The 14,185-nt window shown below is 71.5% G+C and carries 14 protein-coding genes; 7 read left to right on the top strand and 7 right to left on the bottom strand.

The features are described 5' to 3' along the window. Positions 1 to 62 precede the first annotated feature (62 nt). Both AC2D8W_RS05345 and AC2D8W_RS05340 read left to right on the top strand, forming a co-directional pair. Positions 63 to 794: a PEPxxWA-CTERM sorting domain-containing protein gene (locus tag AC2D8W_RS05345; protein ID WP_484670663.1), complete on the top strand. Its 732-nt coding sequence runs from the start codon at positions 63 to 65 to the stop codon at positions 792 to 794. Between the two features lie 34 nt (positions 795 to 828). Beyond that, a complete protein-coding gene (locus AC2D8W_RS05340; protein WP_484670662.1) occupies positions 829 to 1,281 on the top strand; it encodes a VOC family protein in 453 nt (150 codons plus the stop codon). A gap of 188 nt (positions 1,282 to 1,469) precedes the next feature. Here AC2D8W_RS05340 and AC2D8W_RS05335 read toward each other — a convergent pair whose 3' ends face one another. Beyond that, positions 1,470 to 2,123, bottom strand: coding sequence for a DUF1134 domain-containing protein (locus AC2D8W_RS05335; RefSeq protein WP_484670661.1), 654 nt, complete (start codon positions 2,121 to 2,123; stop codon positions 1,470 to 1,472). A 152-nt stretch (positions 2,124 to 2,275) separates the two neighbouring features. Here AC2D8W_RS05335 and lepA point away from each other — a divergent pair, with 152 nt between their 5' ends. Continuing rightward, positions 2,276 to 4,081, top strand: a complete 1,806-nt coding sequence (gene lepA / locus AC2D8W_RS05330; RefSeq protein ID WP_293483789.1) for a translation elongation factor 4 — start codon at positions 2,276 to 2,278, stop codon at positions 4,079 to 4,081. Positions 4,082 to 4,149: 68 nt separating this feature from the next. Then, positions 4,150 to 4,596 carry a hypothetical protein gene (locus AC2D8W_RS05325; RefSeq protein WP_484670660.1) on the top strand — a complete coding sequence of 149 codons (447 nt, stop codon included), beginning with the start codon at positions 4,150 to 4,152 and terminating at the stop codon, positions 4,594 to 4,596. A gap of 182 nt (positions 4,597 to 4,778) precedes the next feature. On the opposite strand, the gene AC2D8W_RS05320 is transcribed toward AC2D8W_RS05325, so the two are convergent. Genes AC2D8W_RS05320 through AC2D8W_RS05305 form a run of 4 tightly spaced genes read right to left on the bottom strand, consistent with a single transcriptional unit; the run spans position 4,779 to position 8,090 of the window. Continuing rightward, complete coding sequence (locus AC2D8W_RS05320; protein ID WP_484670659.1) at positions 4,779 to 5,669, bottom strand: alpha/beta fold hydrolase; 891 nt, start codon at positions 5,667 to 5,669, stop codon at positions 4,779 to 4,781. After that, on the bottom strand, positions 5,657 to 6,703 hold the full coding sequence (locus AC2D8W_RS05315) for a zinc-binding dehydrogenase (protein WP_484670658.1): 1,047 nt from the start codon (positions 6,701 to 6,703) through the stop codon (positions 5,657 to 5,659). Before AC2D8W_RS05315 ends, AC2D8W_RS05320 begins: the two co-directional genes overlap by 13 nt. Then, positions 6,700 to 7,242, bottom strand: a complete 543-nt coding sequence (locus AC2D8W_RS05310) for a 2,4'-dihydroxyacetophenone dioxygenase family protein (protein WP_484670657.1) — start codon at positions 7,240 to 7,242, stop codon at positions 6,700 to 6,702. Before AC2D8W_RS05310 ends, AC2D8W_RS05315 begins: the two co-directional genes overlap by 4 nt. A gap of 14 nt (positions 7,243 to 7,256) precedes the next feature. Continuing rightward, entirely contained in the window at positions 7,257 to 8,090 is an 834-nt protein-coding gene (locus AC2D8W_RS05305) for a metal-dependent hydrolase (protein ID WP_484670656.1), read from the bottom strand. A gap of 115 nt (positions 8,091 to 8,205) precedes the next feature. Here AC2D8W_RS05305 and AC2D8W_RS05300 point away from each other — a divergent pair, with 115 nt between their 5' ends. Both AC2D8W_RS05300 and AC2D8W_RS05295 read left to right on the top strand, forming a co-directional pair. Continuing rightward, entirely contained in the window at positions 8,206 to 9,501 is a 1,296-nt protein-coding gene (locus AC2D8W_RS05300) for a spinster family MFS transporter (RefSeq protein ID WP_293483798.1), read from the top strand. Between the two features lie 43 nt (positions 9,502 to 9,544). Continuing rightward, positions 9,545 to 10,291 (top strand): class II aldolase/adducin family protein, encoded by a 747-nt coding sequence (locus AC2D8W_RS05295; protein WP_484670655.1) that lies wholly within the window; start codon positions 9,545 to 9,547, stop codon positions 10,289 to 10,291. A 93-nt stretch (positions 10,292 to 10,384) separates the two neighbouring features. Here the strand turns inward: AC2D8W_RS05295 and AC2D8W_RS05290 are convergent, their stop codons facing one another. After that, entirely contained in the window at positions 10,385 to 11,245 is an 861-nt protein-coding gene (locus AC2D8W_RS05290; protein ID WP_293483802.1) for a phytanoyl-CoA dioxygenase family protein, read from the bottom strand. An 88-nt stretch (positions 11,246 to 11,333) separates the two neighbouring features. On the opposite strand from AC2D8W_RS05290, the gene AC2D8W_RS05285 reads away from it, so the two are divergent. Next, positions 11,334 to 12,119, top strand: a complete 786-nt coding sequence (locus AC2D8W_RS05285) for an enoyl-CoA hydratase/isomerase family protein (protein WP_484670654.1) — start codon at positions 11,334 to 11,336, stop codon at positions 12,117 to 12,119. Here the strand turns inward: AC2D8W_RS05285 and AC2D8W_RS05280 are convergent. Further along, positions 12,116 to 14,182 carry a CaiB/BaiF CoA-transferase family protein gene (locus AC2D8W_RS05280; protein ID WP_484670653.1) on the bottom strand — a complete coding sequence of 689 codons (2,067 nt, stop codon included), beginning with the start codon at positions 14,180 to 14,182 and terminating at the stop codon, positions 12,116 to 12,118. The genes AC2D8W_RS05285 and AC2D8W_RS05280 overlap by 4 nt on opposite strands. Positions 14,183 to 14,185 lie beyond the last annotated feature (3 nt).

Here is a 14,185-nt window from a genome sequence, read left to right as displayed (position 1 = left end):
GAATTGACGAATTTCGGCCCGCGAACCTGAATGGCGCTCCACGACGCCACTCAGAGATCGCCATGCGCACCGCCCTTCTCGCCTTCACCGCCGCCCTGGCCTTCGCGGGCGCGCCGGCCAGCGCCGCCATCGTCTGGTCGGCCCCCGTCGACAGCACCGGCAAGAGCACCGATGTGATCAACACCGGCGCGTTCGTGGACGCGATCACCTTCGGCGCCGCCACCACCGTCAACGGCGTCAGCTTCACCAGCGTCGGCCTGGGCCTGCCGAACGCGCCGAACTATGGCGTCCTGACCGGCTTCGGCCAGTTCGGCCCCGGCTGGGACCCCGAGTACCGCACCCTCGTGGAGTCCACCTCGTACTTCGTGGCGCCGACCCAGCTGCAGCTCGGCTTCGGCGTCCTGCCCATGGGCTCGTACGTCATCCAGCTCTTCATGCCGCAGTGGGACGCCAACTGGGCGACCCGCTTCTCGCTCAACGGCGTCTCCTCGGCGCCGGTGCAGGCCGGAGGCGCCATTGCGGGCGGGCCCAGCTATCCCGGGCGCGCCATGCCGCAGTGGATCTCGGTCCAATTCGACGCCGACGGCGCGACCGACTTCACGCTGCTGACCGAGAGCGAGACCCGCTACCAGCTGCTGTCGGCCCTGCAGATCCGCACGGCGGCGCCCGACACCGGCGCCGTTCCCGAGCCGGCGACGTGGCTCCTCATGATCCTGGGCTTCGGCCTGGCGGGCGCGGCCCTGCGCCGGGCTGGGCCCGCGGCGGCCCTGGCCCGGGCCGTCGCCCGCGTTTGACTTCCCCAGCGGCGGCGGTTCTCCACTCCCGCGCATGGAAGTGAACGGCGTCGCGCACACCTTCATCACGGCGGGGGACTTCGAGGCCTCGGTCGCCTTCTACCGCAAGCTGCTGCCGTTCCTCGGCATGCGCGAGGTCGCCGACAGCCCGGACACCTACTACTGCGTCGGCGGGCGCACCGGCTTCGGCGTCCGGCGGCCGGATCCCGAGCACGCGGGCGCGCGGTTCGCGCAGTTCCGCGTGGGCCTGCACCACCACTGCTGGCGGGCGCGCTCGCGCGAGGACGTGGACGAGCTCTACGCGTTCCTGCAGTCGATCGGCGCCACGATCGTCCACCCGCCGCAGGACGAGCCCTGGGCGCCCGGCTACTACGCCGTGCTGTTCGAGGACCCCGACGGGATCCGCCTGGAGCTGAACCACGTCCCCGGCCGCGGCCTTTTCGACACCCCCAGCCAGCGCGTCGGCGCCAGCCTCGACGGCCGCTGAGCCCTTCCTTTCCCGCCTGCGGGAAAGGGGGACCGCTCGCCGAGCCCGCAGGGCGTAGAGCGAGGGGTGGAAAGGGCAAGGCTCAGGCGCTGCGGTCGAGACGCGCGCCCTGCCGGCCGCTCACCCTTCCCACCACCCGCTCTTCGCTCCGCTCGGCGGGCGGTCCCCCCTTCCCGCTCGCGGGAAGGTCAGAACGGGATGACGTTCCGCTTCCGGGTGTAGGCGAGGTAGCCCACGTTGGCGCCCAGGCGCAGGCCGACGCCGGCGCGGATCGGAGCCAGGGTCACGTCCTCGGCGCGCTGGTAGTTCACGCCCAGGCCGCCCACCAGGTAGGCCGAGCCCTCCACGCCGGGATAGCGCTGGAAGATCACCTCGGGGACCTGCAGGTTGTAGCAGAGCGTGAAGACCCGGCTGGCGTTGCCGCCCCAGTCCCAGCCGATCGAGGGCCCCTGCCAGAAGACCTCCATCGGCGGACGGTCCTTCATGTAGAGCAGGCCGCGGCCGTAGCGCAGGCCGAAGATGAACGAGCCCGAGCCCTCCTCGCCCGCGATGTAGGCGGTGGGCCGGCCGTTGTTGGCGAACAGCCGCTCGACGGCGGCGCCCGCGCTCTCGGCCGTCACGCCCAGGAAGTCGGAGACGTTCGTGACGATCTCGTCCTGCGAATAGGTCTGCGCGCCGGGCGCCTGGCCGGTGGGGCCGGCCGACGGATAGCTGGGGGTCGAGTTGGGCGGCGGCGGCGCCTCGGCCGGCGGCAGCGGCTGGGACTGCACGGTCTGGGCCCGGACCAGCGTCGGCGCGGCGGCGGCGACCAGGCTCGAGACGATTAGCTTACGACGATCCATCGGCGCGTTTCCCGCCTCCCAATGCACAAGAATCAGTCCGCCCAGCGTCCCTGCATGACCGGGCCCGCCTTAACGGCCGATTAACCACGTTGATGAGGCGCGAAAGGGGCGCGGCTATGTTGCGCGGCGAGATGTGGTAGAGGGGCGCCGCCATGACCACGCCTCTCGACAAGATCCGCAACTTCTCGATCGTCGCGCACATCGACCACGGCAAGTCGACCCTGTCCGACCGCCTGATCCAGGAGACGGGCGGCCTGACCCAGCGCGAGATGACCGAGCAGGTGCTCGACAACATGGAGATCGAGCGCGAGCGCGGGATCACCATCAAGGCCCAGACCGTACGTCTCGACTACAAGGCCGACGACGGCGAGACCTATGTCCTGAACCTGATGGACACGCCCGGCCACGTGGACTTCGCCTACGAGGTCAGCCGCAGCCTGGCCGCCTGCGAGGGGTCGATCCTGGTGGTCGACGCGAGCCAGGGCGTGGAGGCCCAGACGCTGGCCAACGTCTACCAGGCCATCGACAACAACCACGAGATCGTGCCGGTCCTGAACAAGATCGACCTGCCGGCGGCCGAGCCCGAGCGGGTGCGCCAGCAGATCGAGGACGTGATCGGCCTGGACGCCTCCGACGCCGTGGAATGCTCGGCCAAGTCGGGCGTGGGCATCCACGACGTGCTGGAAGCCATCGTCACCCGCCTGCCGCCGCCGAAGGGCGACCCCGACGCCCCCCTGAAGGCCCTCCTGGTCGACGCCTGGTACGACCAGTACCTGGGCGTGGTCGTGCTGGTGCGGGTGTTCGACGGCACCCTCAAGGTCGGCCAGAAGGTCAAGATGATGCAGACCGGGGCGACGTATCAGATCGACCGGCTGGGGGTGTTCAAGCCCAAGCAGACCGAGATGAGCGAGCTCGGCCCCGGCGAGGTCGGCTTCATCACCGCCTCGATCAAGGAGGTGGCGCACGCCGCCGTCGGCGACACCATCACCGACGAGCGCAAGCCCACCGACAAGCCCCTGGCCGGCTTCCGCGAGGTCCAGCCCGTGGTGTTCTGCGGCCTCTTCCCCGTGGACGCGGCCGAGTTCGAGGACCTGCGCGCCGCCATCGGCCGCCTGCGCCTGAACGACGCCAGCTTCACCTACGAGATGGAGACCAGCGCCGCGCTCGGCTTCGGCTTCCGCTGCGGGTTCCTGGGGCTGCTGCACCTGGAGATCATCCAGGAGCGTCTCAGCCGCGAGTTCGACCTCGACCTGATCGCGACGGCCCCCTCGGTCGTCTATCGCGTGAAGATGACCAACGGCGACGAGATCGAGCTGCACAATCCGGCCGACCTGCCCGACCCGGTCAAGATCGACTCGATCAGCGAGCCCTGGATCAAGGCCACCATCTTCACGCCCGACGACTACCTCGGCTCGATCATCAAGCTGTGCCAGGACCGCCGCGGCCAGCAGCGCGAGCTCAGCTACGTCGGCACGCGCGCCATGGTGGTCTACGACCTGCCCCTGAACGAGGTGGTGTTCGACTTCTACGACCGGCTGAAGTCGATCTCGAAGGGCTACGCCAGCTTCGACTACCAGATCGAGGGCTACCGCGAGGGCGACCTCGTGAAGATGTCGATCCTCGTCAACGCCGAGCCGGTGGACGCGCTCTCCATGCTGGTCCACCGCGACCGCGCCGAGGCCCGCGGCCGCGGCATGGTCGAGAAGATGAAGGACCTGATTCCGCCGCACATGTTCCAGATCCCGATCCAGGCGGCGATCGGCGGCCGGATCATCGCGCGCGAGACCGTGCGCGCGCTGCGCAAGGACGTGACGGCCAAGTGCTACGGCGGCGACGCCACCCGCAAGCGCAAGCTCCTCGACAAGCAGAAGGAGGGGAAGAAGCGCATGCGCCAGTTCGGCAAGGTGGAGATCCCGCAGGAGGCCTTCATCGCCGCCCTGAAGATGGACGCCGACTGACCCGCGGCATCCGGGCTTGACAGTCAGGGAATGTTCCCTTTCTGTTCCGAAAGACCGGAGGGATGGCGTTGTCCGACAACTTTCTGCAGTTCGTGCCCGCGGATGCCAACTGGCAGCCTTCCGCCGAGGCCGCCGACCGCGCCTGCACGGTCGCCCGGGAGCTGCACCCCGACGCCGACGAAATCAATGCCGAGTTCTTCGACTGCCCGCAGGTGTTCGTACCCCTGGGGTTCTGGGACGGCCCACGGTGCCCGGCGTGCGGAGCGGACATCGAGGCCTGGTGGTACGACGCGGCAGGCGCCGCTGCGGAGCACGACTTCACGGACCTTTCCGTGGTGACGCCATGCTGCGGGTCGGCGACGACGCTCGACGCGTGCAGCGACGACCACAAGCCGCGTTTCGGACGGTTCGTGCTCAGCCTCATGAACCCCGGCTTCGACGACCCGCCGGACGTCGAGGCTGCGATCGCGGAAGCGCTCGGGGCGCCGGTGAACCACGTCTGGTTCCACCTCTAGGGTTCAGGCTCGACAGCGATTTCAACAGCTTCCGCCCCTCCCGGTACGTACGGGATCGTGACGGAAGGGCTCCGGACCCACAGAACCCGCATCTGAGCCATTCCATCTGGATCTCGGCCTTCGCCGGGATGACCGGGTGTTGAGTCCCGACCCTGGAGCCGCCTCCGTCAGCGGACGCGGCTTCAGCGCCGGCCGGCGAGCCAGGCGGTGACGGCGTCCGCGACGCGGGGCGGCTGTTCCAGGTGCAGGAAGTGCCCGGCGTCCGGGACGACCTGGACGGTGCGGCCGGCGGTGAAGATCTCGGGCGGCAGGGCGCGCTCGAAGGCGGCCGGGAGCACGCAGGTGTCCAGGGCTCCCGCGAGGCCCAGGGCCGGACACGGGATCGCCCGGCCGAGCAGCGCCAGCGCCTCGGCGAAGCGCGGATGGTCGTCCGCGAAGGCGCGCCGGTAGTACGCCAGGGCGCTGTCGAGGACCCCCGGCTCCGCGAAGGCCGCCCGCATGGCCGCGAGGGGCCCTGGGTCGGGCTCCCAGCCCGGCGACCACCGCCGCCAGAGCCACTCCAGGAACCGCCCGTCGGCGGCCACGGCCTCGGCCGCCCCCGGCGCCTGCAGGAACTGGATGTACCAGGTGCGCTCGAGCTGCGCGAAGTCGGCGGGCAGCAGGGCCGCGAAGGCCGCGGGGTGGGCGACCGCCAGCAGGGTCAACGAGACGACCCGCTGCGGGGCCTTGGCGGCGGCGAGCTGCACCAGGCTGGAGCCCCAGTCGTGGCCGACGAGGTGCGCCGACGGGGCGTCGAGCGCGTCCAGCCAGCCGAGGACGTCGTCCACCAGCTCCATGAGGCCGAAGTCGCCGTCGGCAGGCCGGGAGGAGGGTTCGTACCCACGACACGTGACGGCGACCGCCCGGAAGCCGCGCGCCGCGACCCGCGGCAGCAGCGGCCGCCAGGTGGCCGGCGTGTCGGGAAAGCCGTGCACGAAGAGGACGAGCGGCCCCTGGCCCATCTCCCAGGCCGTGAACGCCAGGTCCCCGCGACGCAGGACGCGCCGCGCGGCGCCGGGGATCAGTCCGTCCACGGGCGGACCAGGATCTTGGCGTGCTGCTCGGGATCGCTGAGGTCGGCGAACGCCTGGGTGACCCCGTCGAGGCCCACCTCGCCCGTCAGCATGGCGCGCCAGGCGACGCGCCCCCCGGCGATCAGCTGCAGGGCTTCGGCGAACTCCTCGGCGGTGTAGTAGATGACGAACTGGAGCTGCAGCTCCTTGGTGATCGCCACCATCGGCAGCAGGCTCTCGTCGCCGGCGGCGATGCCCGTGACCACGATCCGGCTGTCCTTCGGCGCTTCCAGCACGAGGCGGTGCAGCATCCCGGCCGCGCCGGTGTTCTCGAACACGACGAAGGGCCGGCCGGCCGCCTGGTCGGCGGCCAGCGCCAGCACCCTGTCGCGCCGCGGATCGACGGCCGCGGTCGCGCCCAGGGCCAGGGCCAGCTCGCGGCGCCGGGGCGACAGGTCGGCGGCCAGGATCGCCTCGAACCCCCGCGCCCGCAGCACGCCCGCCACCGCCAGGCCGATGGGGCCGCAGCCCACGACGACGCAGGTCTCGTCGCCCCGCAGCGCCGCCTTGTTGACCGCGTGGACGGCGATGCCGAAGGGCTCGACCAGGGCCGCGCCCTCGTCCGGGACGCTGTCCGGCGCCGGCAGCAGCAGCGCCTCGGTGAGCTCCATGTACTCGGCGTAGGCGCCGGGCGTCTCGGGACTGGAGCCCACCAGCACGGGCGCGCCGTCGCGCAGCACGAACGGCATGGAAACGACGCGCGTCCCGGCCGGGAGGGCGCGGGTGGCGCCGGGGCCGAAGTCGACGATCTCGCAGACGAACTCGTGGCCCAGGACCGGCCCCTCGCGCAGGGTACGCTCCATGGCCGAGGTGTCGGCGCCGAGGCCTTTCGCCCGAGCGATGATCTCGGGCGCATGGTGGAAGTAGTGCAGGTCCGACCCGCAGATGCCGCAGGCCCGCACGCGCGCCAGCACATTGCCCGGGCCGGGCTTCGGGATCGGACGGGGCTCCACCTCGAAGCGGCCTTCCCGCATCACGGCCGCCCGCATGGTCATTCGCCGACCACGATCAGCTTCGAGCGGTCCAGCCCCATGGCGTCGCAGTATCCGCGATAGAGGTCGAGCGCGGCGCGGGCGTCGATCACCGAGGTGATCTGGCCCTGCTCGTCGAGATTGAGATTGGCGCCGTAGATGGCGAACCACGTCACCATCCGGCCCGGCATGTCGGCAGGGGTGCAAAGGGTGTGGCGCGAGCCCGCGGGCTCGAAGAGGTAGGAGCCGGGCCGGTTCACCGCCTCGGGCGTCTCGCGGTAGAACCAGGCGCCCTCCAGGGTCACCGCGAACACCAGGCCGGTGTGGTAGTGCGTCGGAACCTGATAGCCGGGCGGCAGCCGCGTCTTGGAGATCCAGAGGCCCTGATTGAGATCGACGTGCAGCAGCTGCAGCGCCGATCCGTCGCCTGCCTCCATCCAGGGCATGTCGTCGTCGCCCAGGTGCAGGGTGGGCAGAAGGCCGTCGGCCGGCACCATGGGCCGGGCGGCCAGGGCTTGCGCGAATTCGGCGAGGCGGGCGTCGCGGGCGGCGGCGTCATCCATCGGGCGGCTCCGGTCTATTGAACGCTGACGGCGCGCGCCGAGAACTCTGCGCGGGCGGCGGAGAACCCGTCGGGCAGTCGCACCCGGGCGGGATCGTACCAGGGCATGAAGGTGCCCAGCAGGCGTGGCAGGTAGTCGCGCTGGTAGGCGGCGGCGCGCCGCTTGCGGACCCTCGCCCATTCGGGCGTGTCGTACCGGGCCATCGTCTCGGGGTCGGCGGCGATCATCTCGCGGGCGAAGCGGCCGCACCAGGCGAAGTAGTGGCGCTGGAACCAGAAGCTCATGCGCGAGCGATAGAGATAGTCGCCCACCACCGCCTCGTAGACCTCGAAGCAGACGGACCTGTGCTCGATCTCCTCGAGGATGTGCCAGTACATCAGGCTGCGGATCGGCTCCTTCATCCAGCCGAACATGCCCAGCTGGATCTGCGTCCGCGCGCCGGCGCAGGTCATGGACTCGAAGCCTTCGCCGTAGGCCAGGTTGAACTTCAGCGGCTTCTCGGCGCTCCAGGCGGCGAACTCGGCCTCGACCGCCTTCTCGAGCTCGGCGAGCTTCGGCCCGGACGGGTGCACGCGGCGGACCACCTCGTTCAGGCGCGCGTGCTGGCGGAAGTGCTGGCCCTCCTGGGCGCAGAAGCGGGTCATGCGGGCGCGGAGGTCCGCATCCTCGATCAGCGGCGTGGCGGCCTGGATCGTGCGGATTAGGAAGGGCTCCAGGTAGGGCAGCATCATCCATGCGCCCACGAAGAAGTAGGACAGCCCCGGGTCGCCCTCGATGAACACGAGATCGACGTCGTCGGAGAACTCGAAGTCCATCCGGCGGATGGGAATCGCTTCGGCGGCGTCCAAGGCGCGCTCCTCCTGCCTAGGTCTGAAAGAGAACCACTGAACATTTGATTAGTCCACCCTCTTTGCGTACGGTGTCCGCCTGTTCAGCGACGCAAGATCGCGGGGAGACGCAGGGATGGCGACGGGCGAGCCGGCGATGGTTCAGGGCGCGGCGACCGCGCCGACCGGCCCGGCCGTCAGTTCCGGCGCCTGGTGGGCCCTCGCGGTCCTGACCGCCGTCTCGTTCTTCAACTACATGGACCGCATGGTCCTGGCGGTGCTGCTGGAGCCGATCAAGGCCGAGCTCGGCCTGTCGGACAGCCAGCTCGGCCTGCTCTCGGGCCTCGCCTTCGCCGCCTTCTACGCCACGCTCGGCATTCCGCTGGCCCGTCTGGCAGACCGCACCTCGCGGGTTCGGCTGCTGGCGGTCTGCGTCGCGACCTGGAGCCTGATGACCGCCGCTACCGGCCTCGCGCGCAGTTTCGGCGGCCTGTTCCTGGCCCGCGTGGGCGTCGGTGTCGGCGAGGCCGGCTGCGTGCCCGCCGCCCACTCCCTGATCGGGGACTACATGCCCGGGCCCCGGCGCGCGCTGGGCATCTCCGTCTTCCAGGCGGGGGGGCTTGCGGGGCTCAGCGGGGGCCTGATCCTGACCGGGCTCCTCGCGGACCAGCTGGGCTGGCGCGCCGCCCTGTTCGCCGTGGGGCTGGCCGGCGTCCCCCTCGCCCTCATCATCGCCTTGACCCTGCGCGAGCCGGCGCGTCAGGGCCACGACGCGCCCGCGTCCACCGAGCCCGCCGGCGCGGCCCTGCGGGCCCTCCTCGGCCGTCCGGCCCTGCGCCACCTGGTCCTCGCCCTCTCGGTCGGCGCGTTCGCAACCTACGGCCTGACGCAGTGGATCCCGGCCTTCTTCATCCGCGTCCATGGCCTCTCCCTGACGCAGATCGGCCTGTGGTCCGGCACGGCCAGCGGCGTGGGCGGGATCCTCGGGGTCATGCTCGGTGGATGGCTGGCCACGCGCCTGATCCCCCGCGACCCGCGCTGGGAGCTCTGGCTGCCGGCCATCGCCTACGGCGGCTCCGCGCCGCTCTACGCCGCCGTGTTCCTGGCCCCGTCGCCGTTCCTGGCCATCGGCATCAAGCTGGCGGCGACCTTCCTGGCGGCCTCGGGCGGCGGCGTCGCCCTGTCGGCCATTCAGTCCTTCGCCGAACCGCACCGGCGCGCCACGGCCGTCTCGCTGACCCTCTTCCTGTCCTCGCTGCTGGGCCTGGGTCTCGGCCCCTGGCTGGTGGGCGTGGCCAGCGACGCCCTCGCGCCCGCCCTTGGCCGGGAGAGCCTGCGCTACGCCCTGCTGATCTCGACCGCCGCCCTGCTGTGGGCGGGACTGCACTTCCTCCTGTCGGCGCGAAGGGCCCTTCGCGACCGACTGCCCTGAAATCCTGCCCTGACCTCCTGCCCTGACATCGGAGCCGATCGCCATGGCCTACGACCTGCCTGTCCAGACCGAAGCCGAAGTCCGCCGGGACCTCGCGGCCGTCTACCGCCTCGTGGCGCTGGAAGGCTGGGACGACCTGATCTTCACCCACATCTCGGCGCGGGTCCCCGGGCCCGAGCACCACTTCCTGATCAACCCCTTCGGCCTGCGCTTCGACGAGGTGACGGCGTCGAACCTCGTGAAGGTGGACATCGAGGGCAATCCGGTGGGCCCGTCGGCGCATCCGGTGAACCCGGCCGGTTTCGTGATCCACTCGGCCCTGCACATGGCGCGCGAGGACGCCCAATGCGTGATCCATCTGCACACCGACGACGGGGTCGCCGTGGCGGCGCAGGAGGACGGGCTCCTGCCCCTGTCGCAGCACGCCATGATGGTGCGCGACGAAGTCGCCTATCATGACTACGAGGGCATCGCCTTCGACCTCGACGAGCGCGAGCGGCTGGCCGCCGACCTGGGCGACCGGCGCCTGATGCTCCTGCGCAACCACGGCACGCTGTCGGTGGGGCCGAGCTGCGCCTCGGCGTGGCTGGCGATCTACTTCCTGGAGCGGGCCTGCACCATGCAGGTGCGCGCCCAATCCACCGGCGCCCGGCTGGTCCAGCCCCGCCAGGGCGTGCCCGAGAAGGTGACGGACCAGTCGCGCTCGCTGTTCGACGGCTCGGCCGGCGCCTTCACCTGGCCGGCCCTGCTGCGGAAGCTCGACGCGGAGTCGCCGGGCTACGCGGACTAGGTCCGAGAGCCGCCATTTCAGCTTCCGACCGTCCCGGCGAATGCCGGGACCCAGATCCACGTGCGGGATCCTGGTTGGAGGGGCTCCCGACCGCTAGCCCAGCTTCTCCTGCTGGACCGAGAAGATCGAGCTGTACTCGCCCGCGCCCCAGTCGGGCGGCATCGGACAGGGATCCGCGTCGAAGCGGGCGTAGGCCGGGGGGCCGCCCCGGACGATCACATTGGCGAACTTCACCGGGTCCATGATGCGCGTCAGGGGGATGGCGTCGCAGGGCGCGTAGGTGTGCAGCAGCAGCGGCCGCATCCGCGGCGACAGGTTGGCCCGCGACCCGTGGACGACGCGGCAGTTGTGGACGGTCACGGTCCCGCGGGGACCGGCCAGCCAGCGCAGCGCCGACGCATCCAGGCGCGCGGCCTCGGCGTCGGACAGCGCGCCCGTCCATGCGCCCTGGTCGTCCCGCAGCCGGCTGAGCGGGCCGCGGTGGCTGCCGGCGAAGACGCCCATCGGCGCCATGTCGTCGTCGACGTCGGTGAGATAGACGCCGATGGTCAGCGGCCCGTAGTTCGAATGCGGCCAGAACTGGATGTCCTGGTGCCAGCGGATCTCCTCGCCGCCGCCGGCCGACTTGAAGTTCAGCTTCGAGTGATGGAAGCGCACGTCGGGGCCCAGGAGGTCCTCGGCGAGGTCGACGATAGGTCCGGTCAGGCCGAACGCCTCGAACACCGGATGGAAGGCGACCGTCTGCGGGATCCGCCGCAGCATCGGATGCTCCGGGGTATGGCCGGGCCCGAGCAGGATATCCGCCGTGCTCTGCGACAGGGTCCGGCTGCGCTCGACGAAGGCGTCGGCCACCGCCGCGAGCCGGTCGACCCAGTCCGGATCCAGCCAGCCTTCCAGGCAAAGATAGCCCTCGCGGGCGTAGCGCGCCTTCTCGTCGGGCGTGAGACGTCGCATCCTGGGCCTCCGCTTATCGACTAAACATTTGCTCAGTCCGCGCCCGTCGTCTAGCCTCGCGGACCAGGAAATTGGGAGAGAGACGCGCGTGGCCCTCGTTGAACTGACCCGCGACGGACACGTCGCGACCGTGACCATCAACCGCGCCGAGCGCCGCAACGCCGTGACGCTGGAGATGATGCAGGATCTCGAGCGGATCAGCCGCGAGTTCCTGCACGACGAGGCGACCCGCGTCGTGATCGTGCGCGCCGAGGGCCGGGACTTCTCGGTCGGCGCAGACCTCTCCAACCCGCCCAGCCAGCGGGCCCAGGCCTCGATCCTGATGCGCCGCCGCGGGGCCGAGTTCGGCGCGCAGCTCATGCGCTCGATGCAGGAGATCCCGCAGCCGACGATCTGCGCGGTCCAGGGCATCGCCACGGGCGCGGGGGCCTGCATCACCTCGGCCTGCGACTTCCGCGTTGGCGCCGACAACGCCCGGATCGGCTACGGCGAGGTCAAGCTCGGCATCAACCTGATGTGGAACGCCGTGCCGATCTGCCTGCACCTCATCGGGCCGGCGCGGGCCAAGCAGATGATCATGACGGGCAAGCTGTTCGAGGCCGCGACGCTCGAACGGTGGGGCTTCCTCGACGAGGTCGTGCCGCTTGCCGACCTCGACGCCGCCGCCCGCGAGATGGCCGAGACCTACGCGGCCCTGCCGCCGAACTCGGTGCAGATGATCAAGAAGAGCATCAACAGCCTCTCGGGCGCGCTGGACCGGGCGGTGATGCACATGGACGCGGACCAGTGGCTGCTGTCCAGCCTCACCGAGGACTACAAGGAGGCGGTCGGCGCCTTCTTCGAGAAGCGCAAGCCGAGCTTCACCGGCAACTAGCCGCCCAGGCGGCGCAGGACCTCGTCGGTGTGCTCCCCCAGGCGGGGCGGCGGGGTCGGCTCGGGCAGCCGGGACCGATCGAACCGCCAGAACCGGCCGGGATGCTTCGCCCGTCCCTGGCCGTCGGTGTCCAGGGTGATGAACCACCCGCGCGCCTCGAGCTGGGGCTCCTCGAGGGCCTGAAGCGTGGACAGGACAGGCGTGCGGCGCTCGCCCACGGCCACCTGCCAGGCGTCGACGCCGGACGCCGCCTCCATGCGGGCGGCCGGCTCGGGCCACGCCACGGTCCCGCATCCCCGGGCCTCCAGGCTGCGGGCGAGCAGGGCGTCGCCGATGTAGCCGCAGGCGGCCTCCAGCATCGAGCCCTCGACGTGCCCGCCCTCGCCGGTCGCGAGGCTCCGGTAGAGCGCCACCAGCGTGCAGCCCGCCATCTGGAGCCCGCAGATGGGATCGGCCGGGTAGCCGCCCATCAGCGTCGGCCGGCCGCGGTGGTCCAGGTTGAGCGCGTCCCAGCCCGCGAGGCCCTCGATCGAGGAGCCGTTGGCCTTGAAGTCGGCGTGCGGCCCCTCGGCGCCGAAGCCGCTGAACGACGTCACCACGAGCCGGGGATTCTCCGCGCGCAGCCGGGCGGGCTCCAGGCCCAGGCGCGCGAGGACCCGGGGCGTGAAGTTCTCGATGACGACATCCGAGCCGCGCGCGAGGCGGAGCAGATCGCGGGCGCCCTCCGGCGATCCCAGGTCGAGGGCCAGGCCGAGCTTGTTGCGATTGGCGGCGTTGAAGTAGCAGCTGGTGTCCAGCGGCCGCGGTCCGGCGGGTTCGGCCTGTCCCAGATGCCGCCAGATGTCCGGGCGCGCGGGGCCCTCCACCTTGATCACCTCGGCGCCCAGGTCAGCCAGCATGATCCCGCAGATCGGCCCGATCCAGGCCTGGGTCAGGTCCAGCACCCGCAGGCCTTCGAGCGGCGCCGGCCCGCCCGCATCGCCCGCCCGGTCGCTGCGCGGCGCCCACGCGGGCGCGGCCTCGCGGGCCGCCGGGGCCGGCGGCGCCGCGCCGTCGAGGCGCGCCGGCGACAGCGGGATCCGCCCCTCCCCCAGCGCCGTCGCCTGGGGCGAGAAGGCCTTCAGGTCCTCCAGCTGCCGGTCCGCGAGGACGTCGTCGAGGGACTGGACCTTGCCGCAGACCACGCCGCGAACCTGAAGCCCCAGGAACACCTCCTCCATGGAAAGCCGCGAGGCGTAGGGCGCCAGGGCCGCGGCCACCCGGTCGACCCCCGCACCGAGCACCCGCGCCTCCGGAATCTCGATCACGACGTCGTCGGGCACACACAGAACCTCGCGGTAGGCCTCGAGGTGGACGCCGATCGCCGGGGCGACGGCGACATGGCCGTCCCGGCACGGAAGCAGCCGCGCGCCCTCGGGCGTGCCGCCGTTGCGGACCGTGGCGTGGCCCTGCTGCTGCTCGCGCACGAAGGGGACGAGGCCGGCGATCGTCTCCAGCCCCGAGATCTCCACGAGCTCCCCGCACCCCCAACGCCTCTGGCGGATGAGGCCGCCCATCGCGCCCACGAAGGCGTTGGCGCCGATCGCGTAGTCGAGCAGCCGCGCCGGCGCGGGAAGCGGGGGTCCGTCCGCCGGACCGTTGAGGCTGAGGTAGCCGCTCAGCGCCTCCAGCTCGGCGATGCACGCGTCCTGCCCCGCTCGCGGCCCCGAGAGGCCGAAGGGCGAGATGGACACGAAGACCACGCCAGGCCGCCGCGCGGCGAGGTCGTCCCAACCGGCCGCGCCGGGCGGCTCGAAGCCGCCGATCACGATGTCGGCGGCGTCCAGAAGGCCGCGCCCGTTGTCGGTGAGCCGCCGCTTGCCGGTCTGAAGGTAGGCTTCCGCGGCAGAGGCGGCGCGCCCGTCGCGCCGGATCGTCGGTCCCGCCGCCGCCACGACCGCGGCCTGCTCGGCTGAGACGGCCACCTCGGCGCCCCAGAGCGCGAGCTGCCGGCCGCAGAACGCTGCGGACAGGCCGCCGCCGAGCTCCAGGACCCGGACCCCCGCAAGTGGAAGCGGGTCCATCCG

It is taken from the genome of Phenylobacterium sp. T106 (assembly GCF_057219735.1).
The sequence above is the reverse complement of the archived record's forward strand: the minus strand, read 5'-3'. Positions and strand labels throughout refer to the sequence as shown.

Excerpts from the sequence above, each read along its gene's own strand:
- AC2D8W_RS05345 (WP_484670663.1), top strand. The coding sequence starts at position 63 with ATGCGCACCGCCCTTCTCGCCTTCACCGCCGCCCTGGCCTTCGCGGGC.
- AC2D8W_RS05340 (WP_484670662.1), top strand. The coding sequence starts at position 829 with ATGGAAGTGAACGGCGTCGCGCACACCTTCATCACGGCGGGGGACTTC.
- AC2D8W_RS05335 (WP_484670661.1), bottom strand. The coding sequence starts at position 2,123 with ATGGATCGTCGTAAGCTAATCGTCTCGAGCCTGGTCGCCGCCGCCGCG.
- lepA (WP_293483789.1), top strand. The coding sequence starts at position 2,276 with ATGACCACGCCTCTCGACAAGATCCGCAACTTCTCGATCGTCGCGCAC.
- AC2D8W_RS05315 (WP_484670658.1), bottom strand. The coding sequence starts at position 6,703 with ATGACCATGCGGGCGGCCGTGATGCGGGAAGGCCGCTTCGAGGTGGAG.
- AC2D8W_RS05310 (WP_484670657.1), bottom strand. The coding sequence starts at position 7,242 with ATGGATGACGCCGCCGCCCGCGACGCCCGCCTCGCCGAATTCGCGCAA.
- AC2D8W_RS05300 (WP_293483798.1), top strand. The coding sequence starts at position 8,206 with ATGGCGACGGGCGAGCCGGCGATGGTTCAGGGCGCGGCGACCGCGCCG.
- AC2D8W_RS05295 (WP_484670655.1), top strand. The coding sequence starts at position 9,545 with ATGGCCTACGACCTGCCTGTCCAGACCGAAGCCGAAGTCCGCCGGGAC.
- AC2D8W_RS05290 (WP_293483802.1), bottom strand. The coding sequence starts at position 11,245 with ATGCGACGTCTCACGCCCGACGAGAAGGCGCGCTACGCCCGCGAGGGC.
- AC2D8W_RS05280 (WP_484670653.1), bottom strand. The coding sequence starts at position 14,182 with ATGGACCCGCTTCCACTTGCGGGGGTCCGGGTCCTGGAGCTCGGCGGC.